The organism is Noviherbaspirillum sp. Root189 (genome assembly GCF_001428545.1).
Lineage (GTDB): Bacteria > Pseudomonadota > Gammaproteobacteria > Burkholderiales > Burkholderiaceae_D > Noviherbaspirillum.
On sequence record NZ_LMHZ01000046.1, the window covers coordinates 1 to 11,844 of the forward strand.

General features: G+C 57.5%; 12 protein-coding genes. 1 reads left to right on the top strand and 11 read right to left on the bottom strand.

Features of this window, described 5'->3' with window-relative positions; translation table 11 throughout:
• From ASE07_RS22320 to ASE07_RS22360, 9 genes are all read right to left on the bottom strand, one after another.
• Positions 1–1,113 (bottom strand): fumarate hydratase (locus ASE07_RS22320; protein WP_057293039.1); only part of this gene is annotated, 1,113 nt, incomplete at its 3' end.
• A 227-nt stretch (positions 1,114–1,340) separates the two neighbouring features.
• Positions 1,341–2,129 (bottom strand): helix-turn-helix transcriptional regulator, encoded by a 789-nt coding sequence (locus ASE07_RS22325; RefSeq protein WP_057293040.1) that lies wholly within the window; start codon positions 2,127–2,129, stop codon positions 1,341–1,343.
• A gap of 149 nt (positions 2,130–2,278) precedes the next feature.
• On the bottom strand, positions 2,279–3,277 hold the full coding sequence (locus ASE07_RS22330; RefSeq protein ID WP_057293041.1) for a fumarylacetoacetate hydrolase family protein: 999 nt from the start codon (positions 3,275–3,277) through the stop codon (positions 2,279–2,281).
• A gap of 24 nt (positions 3,278–3,301) precedes the next feature.
• Positions 3,302–4,279 carry a ketopantoate reductase family protein gene (locus tag ASE07_RS22335; protein ID WP_057293042.1) on the bottom strand — a complete coding sequence of 326 codons (978 nt, stop codon included), beginning with the start codon at positions 4,277–4,279 and terminating at the stop codon, positions 3,302–3,304.
• A gap of 25 nt (positions 4,280–4,304) precedes the next feature.
• Positions 4,305–5,258, bottom strand: a complete 954-nt coding sequence (locus tag ASE07_RS22340; RefSeq protein WP_057293043.1) for an MBL fold metallo-hydrolase — start codon at positions 5,256–5,258, stop codon at positions 4,305–4,307.
• Positions 5,255–5,464 carry a DUF2783 domain-containing protein gene (locus ASE07_RS22345; RefSeq protein ID WP_082584395.1) on the bottom strand — a complete coding sequence of 70 codons (210 nt, stop codon included), beginning with the start codon at positions 5,462–5,464 and terminating at the stop codon, positions 5,255–5,257. Before ASE07_RS22345 ends, ASE07_RS22340 begins: the two co-directional genes overlap by 4 nt.
• A gap of 15 nt (positions 5,465–5,479) precedes the next feature.
• On the bottom strand, positions 5,480–7,132 hold the full coding sequence (locus ASE07_RS22350) for an FAD-dependent oxidoreductase (protein ID WP_057293045.1): 1,653 nt from the start codon (positions 7,130–7,132) through the stop codon (positions 5,480–5,482).
• 3 nt (positions 7,133–7,135) lie between these two features.
• Entirely contained in the window at positions 7,136–7,924 is a 789-nt protein-coding gene (locus tag ASE07_RS22355; protein ID WP_057293046.1) for a class II aldolase/adducin family protein, read from the bottom strand.
• 10 nt (positions 7,925–7,934) lie between these two features.
• Positions 7,935–8,441, bottom strand: a complete 507-nt coding sequence (locus ASE07_RS22360; protein WP_057293047.1) for a VOC family protein — start codon at positions 8,439–8,441, stop codon at positions 7,935–7,937.
• A gap of 163 nt (positions 8,442–8,604) precedes the next feature.
• On the opposite strand from ASE07_RS22360, the gene maiA reads away from it, so the two are divergent.
• Positions 8,605–9,246, top strand: a complete 642-nt coding sequence (gene maiA / locus ASE07_RS22365) for a maleylacetoacetate isomerase (RefSeq protein WP_057293048.1) — start codon at positions 8,605–8,607, stop codon at positions 9,244–9,246.
• A gap of 341 nt (positions 9,247–9,587) precedes the next feature.
• Here maiA and ASE07_RS22370 read toward each other — a convergent pair whose 3' ends face one another.
• A complete protein-coding gene (locus tag ASE07_RS22370) occupies positions 9,588–10,496 on the bottom strand; it encodes an ornithine cyclodeaminase family protein (protein WP_057293049.1) in 909 nt (302 codons plus the stop codon).
• Positions 10,497–10,526: 30 nt separating this feature from the next.
• Entirely contained in the window at positions 10,527–11,789 is a 1,263-nt protein-coding gene (locus tag ASE07_RS22375) for a D-amino acid dehydrogenase (RefSeq protein WP_327196069.1), read from the bottom strand.
• Positions 11,790–11,844 lie beyond the last annotated feature (55 nt).

Sequence of the window (11,844 nt, forward strand, 5' to 3'; positions counted from 1 at the left end):
CACGCGGTTGGTGAAGTCGACGGGCAGTGGTTCGCCCTTGGCCAGCATGTCTTGAATACGCTTATGCGCCGCATCGCGGCCGGTCAGCATCTTGCCGTTAAGCAGCAGGGTCTGGCCTGGTTTCCAGGACGCGACTTCTTCCTTGGACAAGGTATTCAGATCAACGCGCCGGCTGGCATCGGCATTCGCGCTCCGCGGCAGTGTCGGCCATGCGTTCAGGTCTGGCATTTCCAGCCGTGCCGGGCCGCTCCCGTCGAGAATGAAATCGATCCGGCGTGTTGCCGCGCAGTTCGGAATGAGCGCTACCGGCAGACTGGCCGCATGGGTCGGATAGTCGAGAATCTTTACGTCCAATACCGTCGTCAGTCCGCCCAAACCTTGCGCGCCGATGCCAAGCGCATTAATTTTTTCATACAGCTCGATCCGCGTTTCTTCGATGCGGCTCATAGGGCCCCGCGCCAGCAATTCATGCATGTCGATGGGGTCCAGCAGCGACTGCTTTGCCAGCAGCATGGCCTTTTCCGCACTACCGCCGACGCCGATGCCAAGCATGCCCGGCGGGCACCACCCGGCACCCATTGCAGGCACCATGTTCAGCACCCAGTCGACAAAGGAGTCGGATGGATTGAGGGTAGTAAATTTCGCCTTGTTTTCCGCCCCGCCGCCCTTGGCCATCACGCGGCAACGCAGCGTCGCGCCCGGCACCATGCGCATATGCACTACGGCCGGCGCATTATCTTGCGTGTTCGCGCGCGAAAACAAGGGATCGCGCACAACCGATGCGCGCAGCGGGTTGTCGGCGCATAGATACGCCTGGCGCACACCTTCATTCACCATGTCTTCGATCGCATGATCGCCTTCCCAGCGCAACTGCATGCCGATGTCGAGAAACACGTTGACCACCCCGGTGTCCTGGCATACCGGCCGGCGGCCTTCCGCCGCCATGCGTGAATTGATCAGGATTTGCCCGATTGCGTCCTTGGCGGCAGGCGATTGTTCGCGTTCATAGGCGCGCGCCAAGTGCTCGATGTAATCCTTGGGATGAAAGTAGGAGATGAACTGCAGAGCGTCGGCAATGGATTGAATGAAGTCGGATCGTTTAATGGTGGGCATCACGTGGTTCCGGTATTGAACAGGCAAACGACTCTCCGATGCATTGAAGAGCATGAGCAATGTAGTGGATCAAACATTGAGGCGCGTCGCAGCGAACTTGCGTTGCGATGCGATGCAATACGGCAAGGGAAACGTCGCTGCGCGCGCCGCCTCAAGGCGACACAACGCGAGCGTCGGAGCAGCGCTTGAGGGGTGCCGAACGTGGGCCCGGCCAGGAAGTACGCCGGTCAGCGCACCAGTGCAAACAATTGCTTGTGATCGTTGATACCCAACTTCAGGTAGGCGTTCTTGCGGTGCGTGATCACGCTGGTCGGCGCAATGCCGAGTCGCTTTGCGATCTGCTTGGCAGTCAAACCGTCGAGGATGCCGGCACAGACTTCTTTTTCGCGCTGGCTCAGGCGCGGGTGCATGCGTGCGATCAATGCATAATGATCGATGCAGTCGTTGACTTTGGCGAAATGAAGAAGCTGTGCATGGCGGTCGGCCGCCGCGGTCAGGATAGGCGCTACTGTCATCAGCGCATCGAAGTCCGAGCGTGAAAACAATCCCTGGCTGCGGTCGCGATAGACGTTCACGGCGATCCAGGCGTTGTCCTCGGAACGCTGCAATATCGACAGGCGATCGACGATGCCGGGTTGCTCGTAGCAATTGATGCGATAACCGGTATCGACGATATCGCTGGCGATCTGGTATTGCACGTGCACCTGCTGCGTATTGGGCTTTTCCGCATCGCGTACTTGCTGCCCCGGGTCGGACCGATAATGGGCCCCCAGGTAGGTCAGCGCAGTATCGTAGGCGATACGCGCTGACAAGGTGCTGCTGGTTCCCAGAAGATTGGGCCGGTGTTCCGGCCCGAACGAAAACATCGAAAGATGGGCAAGCCTGAAATACCGGCTGAGGGAGCCGACCAAGCGTTCCGCAAAGGCGTCCTTGCCGATCACCCTGATCGATTCGATCGCCAGCGTCGGATCGACATTCGGGCGATGGTGTGCCAGATCGATACTGCAAATTTCCATATATCCCCCACAGCCTCAATATGGCATGTTGCCGATATGTGCAATCCGCCTCGATAAGGCGGATGATTGCAAGACCAGGGTCATTATGAGCGGATTTCTTCACAAGTCAATCTAGAGCCTGTTATGAACTATCGCAGAGGTCGCTCATATCAAACAGGCAATGGCGGCGCGTAGGCGACGACGCGCTGCGATATCGCGCCGAATATGCTGTTGCCGTTACGGTCAAACATGTCGATGGTCATCCGATCGCCGAACTTCAGGAACGGGGTGCAGGGCTTGCCGTCGCGCACTGTTTCTAGCGCACGCTTCTCGGCCAGACAGGCCGATCCGACACTGCGGTCACCATTCGAAACGGTACCGGACCCGATAATCGTGCCGGCGCCCAGAGGCCGGGTTTTTGCTGCATGAGCGATCAGTTGCGGAAAGTCGAACACCATATCGACTCCGGCGTCAGGGCGACCGAGCAGGTCGTCATTCACATGAACCGTCAGCGGCAGATGCACGCGCTGTCCATCCCAGGCATCGCCCAGTTCGTCCGGTGTCACCGCCACCGGCGAAAATGCGGTCCATGGCTTGCTCTGAAAAAATCCGAATCCCTTTGCCAGTTCGGACGGCACCAGACCACGCAGGCTGACATCATTAACCAGCGCAATCAAGCGGATATGGCCTTTCGCCTGCTGCGGCGATACGCCCATCGGCACGTCATCCGTGAATACCGCGACCTCGCCCTCCAGGTCGATACCCCAGTTGGTCGATTCCAGCGCGACATCATCGCGCGCGCCCAGCAACGAATCGCCGCAGCCCTGATACATTAGCGGGTCCTGCCACAGTTCAGGTGTCAGTTCCGCGCCGCGCGCCTTCCTGACCAATTCACTATGCACCAGGTAGGCGCTGCCATCCGCCCATTGATAAGCGCGCGGCAATGGCGCGGCGAGCCGTGCGACATCGAGTGCGAACGCCTCCGTTGCGATCCCCGCATTCAGCGCGCGATATACCTCGTCAAGGGCACGATGTTTTGTCGGCCATTCTTCCAACGCCTGCTGCATTGTCGACGCAATGTCCGGTACCGCCACTGCTGTGCGCAAATCGCGGCTCACCACCAATAGCTGACCGTCCCTGCGGCCGTTTTTCAATGTTGCCAGTTTCATCTGTATTCCATTAAAAGTAAGATTTCAATAAAGCGGGTGACGCGCACGTTCCTTGATCAATGCATACACTGTCCTTAATGCCGGTGTAGCGATACGGTGTTGGGCGGCAAGGTCCAGTACCGCGGTGACGATGGCATCGACTTCCAACGTGCGTCCAGCTTCCAGGTCTTGCAGCATCGACAATTTCGCCGCACCGATCGCACGCGCCATTTCCAGCCGCTGGTCTGCATCGACCGGAAAGTGAATGCCCGTGGCCTGCCCGATCGCCATGCCTTCCACCATGACCTGACGGGCCAGTCCAATCAATTCCCGATTCGCGAAAATTTCATCCATGCGTGCGCCGGTGAGTGCCGAAATCGGATTGAATGCAAGGTTGCCGACCAGCTTGGTCCAGATTTCTTGCCGGACATCGTCGCTGGCTTGCGCGGTAATGCCGGCCTGCGCGAGCAGCGACGTGGTGTCCTGCAGAGATTGTGACCATCCACCCTCCGGCTCGCCCAGCACCAGCTTGCCGGGTGCGACACAGCGCACCACACCCGGCTCCGTCATATGCGCAGAAACATGTGCGACGCAACCGATGATCCTTTCATGCGGGATTGCGTTGGCAATGCCGTTGTCAGGATCAAGAACGGGCAGCGCATTCCGGAAGTACCACCACGGGATGCCATTCAATACCGGCACGATCCGCGTATGCGGCGCAAGCAGCGATGCAAGATCCGGTGCGACTGCACGCAAGCCGGTCGCCTTGACCGTCAGGAAGACAATGTCCTGCCGATCGAGATCGCTGCAGCGCGCCGCTGCCGGCACATGGGCGACTAGCTTTGTACCGCCCTCATGCAATACCAGCCCGTGGTCACGAATCGCTTGCAGTGCCTGGCCGCGCTGCACCACCGAGACGCAATGTCCGGCATTCGCAAGGCGTACCGCAAGATATCCGCCTATCGCGCCGGCGCCCACCACCGTGATGCGTTTTACCTCACGCAGGTTCTGTGTCCTTGTCAATGCATTCCTTCCACAGTCGCGCCAATCAGTTGTGCAGCCGCGCCCATAAATCCTGGTCGCGTGCCGCGGTCCAGATCTGCGGATGCTCCAGTCCGCGCAACTCGTCGTAGGCGCGGGCGACGTCGAATGCCAGCGCATGCTTGTATACCGGCCAATCGCCGAAGCGCGGCGTCATCACCTGTTCAGCAATGCGATAACATCCCTTCAAATCCTGTCCCTGGCGCAAGCCGTGCTCCACCGCGCCGAGCAGCGTGACGATAAAGTCCTTGGTCGAGTCGATCGCATCCGATACCTGCTGGCGGCTGGTGAGAACTGCGCCGCGTCCCGGCACCATCACATCGGCCCGCAGTGCGCGCACCCGTTCCAGCGTCTGCGTCCAGTCGCGCATATAGGCGTCGCCGGTGTATACCGCGCAGTTGTTTTCGACCAGATCCCCGGCATATAGCACGCCGCAATCCGGCAGCCAGCAAACGGAATCGCCAGCCGAATGCCCACGTCCGAGGTGCATGAAGCGCAATTCACGCCCGCCCAGCCAGAAGCTCATGCTGTCGTCGAACGTCACATGCGGCATGGTGAGGCCGGGAATTTCATCGACCCCCTTGAACAAGCGCGGGAAACGCCGAACCTCGGATTCATAATCGGCTGCGCCGCGCTCAAGAATCAGCTGATGTGTGCCCGTGCTGGAAAAAACCGCGTCGACGTTAAACGCCGACGCGCCAAGGACACGGACTGCATGGTAGTGGGTGAGAAAAATATATTTGACGGGCTTATCGGTGACAGTACGGATGTCGTCAATCAGATCGCGCGCCAGGGCGGGCGTGGCGCGCGTGTCGATGATAAGCACCGCATCGTCGCCGACCACGAAACCGCAGTTAGGATCCGAATCGCTGATATAGCCATAGGCGCCCTTGGCCAGTTCAACGACTTTGGCCTTTTGTTCGGTAACGTCGCTGGCGGATGCGAAAGTGGTGCTGCTCATTGCGGTTCTCCATGGGATTGGGTAAAAGGTTTGCGGGCAATATCGATGCAGTTCGCCAGCGTCTGCGGATCGCCGATCTGGTTGGCAAGCAAAAACACCAGCCGCATTGCCAGTTCGGCGCTCTGTTCGAGCGTAAGTTGCTCGTTGGCGGCGACCAGCGTCGCGTAAAACGTATCCGGATCAATGATGTTGGGATGGGTATTCAAGTTCAGCTCCATAAATCAATAGCCCAATGCGCGCTTGAGCAAGGCCTCTGCCTGCGGTGCAGTGACATGCTGCAAACGGCCTGCCACATGCAAATCGGGACGCAACAAGGCGAAGCCGCATTCGGCGCCGACCGCGCGGGCAAGCGCACCGTCATCGCGCAGGGTCGGCAAGCCGGCGCCCTCCACGTTGCATAGATAAATCGCAAAGCAGCGATAGCGTGCGGTCAGTTCGCGCAATGCATCGAGTTGTTCGGGCCCCGGATGCTGGAAGCAGATGCCCAGATAAGCGGTACCATGCGAGCGCGACAGTTCGACCAGATTGGATACGGTTCTGTCGGGGAGGCCGATCGGCAGGTTGGGCACCGAATGTCCGCCGTGTTGCACGACAGGCGAATCCGGATAGTCGTTCGGTACCGACAAGCGGCCGGTATTGACCAACGCGCGGGCGAACGGGAATTCGCGCGCAAGATCCAACACGGCCTTGCGCATGATGCGCTCGAACAGCGAGGTCGGCGCAAGAAAACGCGAGGTCCGCGAGGTAACCTTGATATTCTCGACGGCAGCGGCATATCGCTCGTGATGATAGCTGTCGAGCAGCGTTTCGGGCGCATGGCCGTTGACAACCAGCGCCAGCTTCCAGCTCAGATTATCCGCATCCTGGATACCGGAATTGCCGCCGCGCGCCCCAAAGGGACTGACCACATGCGCGACATCACCAGCGAAGAAAATGCGGCCGAGGCGGAAACTGTCGAGCAGCTGTGTGCGGTATTGCCATGGACCGACCCACACCATCTCGAATTCGGTATCGGCGCCGACATGCGCACGCACGCGCTCGGCGGCAACGTCCAACTGGCTCACCTGCGCCGCGTCGGCATCGGGGTCCATCTGATAATCGAGACGCCATACGTTGTCAGCCATCAGGTGCTGCCATACCGCACGGTTTTGATTGAATGGCGCTTCCACCCAGGTCCAGCGCTCGACCGGCAACGGCTTCTTGAAGCGCACATCACAGATGCACCAGCGATCCACGGAGCGCGCCGCATGCGTGTCGAGCCCGAAGCCTTCGCGGATCGCACTATTGATACCGGCCGCATCGATCACCCAGTCGGCATCGAGTTGATAATTGCCTGCAGGCGTTTCGACCGACAGGCGCACCCCATTGTCCAGATGTTCAGCGCCGGTTACCTTGTTGTTCCAGCGCAGATCGGTCTTGCCCAGTTCGGTGATGCGATCGACCAGATACCATTCCAGGTAGAACTGCTGCAAATTGATGAAAGCGGATTGCTGCGATGCGTTATCGCTTGCGCGGTCAAACGAATACACTTCGTCGCCGCCGGTCATGGTGCGGCCGACCGACCAGGTAATTCCCTTTTTATGGATGCGGCGATAAATGCCAAGCCGCTCCATGATCTCCAGCGTCTTTTGCGCATAGACCATGCCGCGGCTGGATGCGCCGCGCACGCCGACGGTATTGTCGTCATCGAGAAGAACGGTTTCTATCCCACGCACGGCGAGATCACAGGCGGCGGTCAGTCCGGCCAGCCCGCCGCCGACGATCGCGATGCGGTAGCGGCGCGGCCGTTCCAGATGCAGGTCGGGCGGCGGTTCGAATGGATAGGACGGCAGTTCGTAGCCGGTCGTGGTGTTGATTTCTTTTGTCTGCGTCATGGTTCAGAAACGAAAATTCGGATAGAGGTTATGGCGGACGATGTCCATCTTGCGCACCATGGCTTCCAGCATCTTTTGTCCGAGCAAACCGTCAGGATCGAAGTTCTCGCCGTCGAATGCACTCTGCCGGCGGATGGCGTCGCTGACCGGAATACTCTTGTTGCCCATGGTTTCGACGCGGCATTGCACATCGCAAGCGCGCTGCAGGGTCCACATCAGCCAGAACGCTTTCATCAGCGATTTTTCAACTACCAGCAAACCATGGTTTTTCAGCACGAGGATGCTCTTGTTGCCGAGGCTTGCCAGCAACCTGGCCTGCTCTTCCCGATGCACGGTGATGCCTTCGAAGTCGTGATAGGCGACACGCCCGAACAGTTGGGCTCCATAGAAATTGTCATAGCTGATCCCGTCCTGCGAGCACGCGACCGCCATGCCGCTATCTGTATGCGTATGCATCACGCAATGTGCATCGTCGCGCGCATCGTGGACCGCGCCATGAATAATGAAGCCGGCGCGGTTGCCACCATAGACGGAGGGCGTGACCAGCTGGCCGTTGACATCCACCTTGATCAAGTTGCTGGCGGTGATTTCCGCATAGTTCAGACCGAAAGGATTGACCAGGTAATGCTTTTCGGGTCCGGGCACACGGACTGAAATATGGTTGAAAATCGATTCGGTCCAGCCCAGAAAATCGAACACCTGATAGCACGCAGCCAGCTCTAGACGTTGGCGCCATTCCGCCTCGGTTATTTCCCCAGGCCGTCTGGCTATGCCTTCATCGAAAATTGACATAGGCATCTCCTTACGCGGCGCGAGCTTGTTTTTCGGCAGCCCACGCATCCAGTTCGTCGCGAGCGCTCCGGTGCTTGGCTTGCATATAGGCATCGCTGCCCACGAAGGCCGTCAGTTCAAGCCGAATACCGTTCGGGTCGAAGAAATAAATGGAGCGGATGAAGTGATGATCGGTGACGCCGACGACATCGATTCCGGCGGTTTCAAGGCGCCGCTTGGCATCGGCAAGATCGCTGTCGGAATCGACCCGCAATGCGATATGGTTTACCCAGGCAGGCGTATTGGCACTCGGTTCCGCCGCAACGTTATCGCCAAGGTCGAAGAAAGCCAAATGCGATCCGTCCTGCATCTGAAAAAAGATATGCACGAACGGACAGTCTTCGCCGGTGCTTGGCACCTTGTCTGCGCGGACCAGATGCACCAGCGGCAGGCCGAGCAAATCTTCATAAAAATGACGGGTTTCCGCCGCATCGCGGCAACGATATGCGAAGTGATGCAATCCACGGATCGGGACCATTTCGCTTCCTTTCTTGAATGACGGGGAGGAGATGTATGCAGGCCGGCCATACGCTTGGGACACAAGATATGCGATGTCAAAGGTAAATACATTCCTCTCGGAGGAGGAGTGCCGGGGATGGCCGGTGCGGCATTACAATCACTGCACATTCCTGGAGGCTGCGTTGAACCTGTACACCTATTTCCGCTCGTCCGCGTCGTTTCGCGTTCGCATCGTGCTCAACCTGAAGAACCAAGCTTATCAATCGATTCCCGTGCATATGCTGCGCGACGGCGGCGAACAACATTCGCCCGCTTACCGCGGGATCAATCCCCTGGGTCTGGTACCGGCGCTTGAAATCGGCGAAGGTGCGGTGTTGACGCAATCGATTGCGATATGCGAGTTTCTGGAAGAAAGTTATCCGGAGCCGCGACTACTGCCCGCAGACCGCTTCGAGCGCGCATGGGTACGCTCGCTGTGCAACGTCATCGCCTGCGATATTCATCCGATCAACAATCTGCGGGTCCTGAAATACCTTACGTCCGAACTCGGACATAGCGAGGAAGAGAAAATCGCGTGGTACCGCCATTGGATTCTGACTGGACTGGGAGCAATAGAGAAAATGCTTGGCGAACGTGCCAGTCAGTACTGCCTGGGCGATAGCGTTACGATGGCAGATGCGTTTCTGGTTCCTCAGGTGTGGAATGCCTTGCGCTTCGAGTGTCCACTTGACCAGTATCCGACCATTGCAAGCGTGTATAAAAACGCGATGGCGCTTGACGCGGTGAAACTGGCGCAACCGTCGGCGCAACCGGATGCCGAGTGAGCATGTGTGGGAGGTACATGCCTCCAGCCGGAGTAGATGAAAGCAAATCTGTATCTATATGACGGAAGTGTTAAAAGAACAAGACATGGCCCAAGCACGCGCTTGAATGACACTGCACAGACTTCCGACGAAATCATAGGCTATGCGATGGGCGAGCGCGTGACTCGGCATACGCCCGTTTTGTTCGACGCACCCAAAGTGCGTCCTTCCGATTGAGGCGTCAACCAACACATCCCATCAGGGACAGCGATTTATCGTCGCATACAAAGTCTGCATGTACCGGGGCGTCCATGTACGAACAAAGTTCCCAGACTTTAACCCTGCTTAGCGCTATCAATGTTTCATCTCTTAAGGCGACTGTAGATGAATTCGGCCAGCGCAACGTCTTCTATACCGACCCCAATGGCTTTATAGAGGACGATACCGTGCTGGGATGGATTGCCCTGGCCGCAATCCGTCAATACCTCTGAAAGCTCCTGAACCGTGTTCCAGTCTACTAAGCCTGGTTGAGCGAGGATGAGGTCTCCAGCTTCGACCATCGCTTGCTGCCGCCACTCTACGACGATACGCGAAGCCCGCTTGATGAGATCATCGCCGACTTCCCTTGTATCCGGTTTGCTCGATCCAATGGCTGCCACGAACGCATTCGGCTTTACGAGATGTCCATCAAAAAGAGGCGTCGCCGCTCTGGTTGCCGTTATCAACACATCAGCCTGCGCAGCCACAGATGCCGTTGACCCAACGGTGCATTTGATCGAATAGCGACTTGAAATTTCGTCGGCAAACGCTTCGGGCCGGTCAATTCCTGCAACAATAACTTCCGAAAATTCCCGAACTGAAAGCATGGCAGGCACGTGCGCCCTTGCTTGCACACCCGTACCAACGATGCCCAGTACTTTCGTGTCTTTTATAGCAAGAGCATCGGCGGCGAGAGCGGTGACTGCCGCCGTACGGAATTCCGTCATGGCATCTCCTTCCATCACTGCCAGGAGCGATCCATCGTCAGCAGAGAACAGCACCACGACAAACGTGAACTTGCCGTTTATGGTTGTGTAGAGTTTTGCTCCGACGGCATTTATTCCAGGGAGTATTGCTCCCATCATGCTCAACTTGGTCTTGTCACAATCAATCCGGACGCGCTCCTGCATCGTACCGCGACGAGCATATTCGCTGAAGGCGGTCCGCATGGTGCCGATTGCGTCTTCAACCGTCAGTGATGCAGCAACTTGTTCATTCGTTATAACGTTCATATGGCACCGTGTAAAATTTTCAGATTAGATTTATGCAGCCAAGCCTTGGGATAGCCCTTGTATTGGCCTCGCCTTGCCTGCGATATCCGCAGCAAGCAGCTCGGCGCTCCCACAAGCAAGGGTCCAACCCAATGCGCCGTGGCCGCAGTTCAGAAATAGGTTTGCAACAGGGGTTTTACCAATAATGGGACGCCCGCTTGGTGTCGCTGGACGTAAGCCTGCCCAGGGCGCGACACTGTCCTCCGCGGGGTCATCTGGGAAGAACAATTGCCTTGCCTCAAGCGCAAGTTCATTGCAGCGCTTTTCGTCGATATGAAGGTCTTCACCGACGATTTCGGCACGTCCGGCTACCCTGAGCTTGTTGCCAATTCGGGCATAAACAATTTTCTTCGCCTGATCGGTGATACTTACGCTTGGCAAGCGCGCGGTAAGCTTGTCACTTTCAATCGTTACGCTGTAGCCTTTGAGAGGATAGACCGGCAGCCGGAGTCCTACTTGTTGAGCTAGTCGTGCGCTGCCGACACCGTTGGCCAGGACAAAGTGGTCGGCCGTTATATCGCCAATGGATGTACCGACGGCGTGAATGATGCCCCTGGAATGCCGGACTTTGTTGACGCTCGCGTTGAACAGGAATTGGACACCGTAATCGCGGATTAGTGTGGCACCAAGTTGTTCACAGAACTGTACGCAGTCGCCGATCTCTTCGGAAGGCGTATAAACACCGCCTACCCAGCGCTGAATGGCGTGGGCAAGTGCAGGCTCAACGGCGACGCATTCGTCGCGCCTCAGAAGCTGTTGCTCACAACCGAGGTCGGCCTGCAAGCGGATTTGCCGCCAGGCCCCATCAAAAGCCTTTTCCGAAGAAATCATGACAAGCTTGCCTGCTGCCCGGTGATTGAACTTCAGGGCATATCGATTTTGTAGCTCGTGTAACTTAGTACGGCTCAGGCTTGCCAACTCAAGCAGCATCGCGGTGGTACGGCGAGAATCCGTTGCATTGCAGGCCGCTAGAAACCGCACCAACCAGGTCCACTGCCGTAGTTTGAATTCCGGCTTCCAGGTTAAAGGAGAAGTAGAGCTCAAGAGATAAGCAGGAAGTTGTCGCCAAATTGCAGGTTCCGCTAAAGGCGCCACATAAGAGTAGCTTAACTGTGCTCCGTTCGCGTAACTTGTCCCTTTGCCAAAGGAATCGCTTGCATCAACAACGGTCACTTCATACCCGCGCTTCGCAAGTGCGTAGGCGGTCGTAATGCCGATTACCCCCGCCCCAACCACACAGACTTTCATTGCCATACTCCTGCTTGCAATAGTTCGTATAAATGCATGCCGTATGTGGCACACCTGTTAG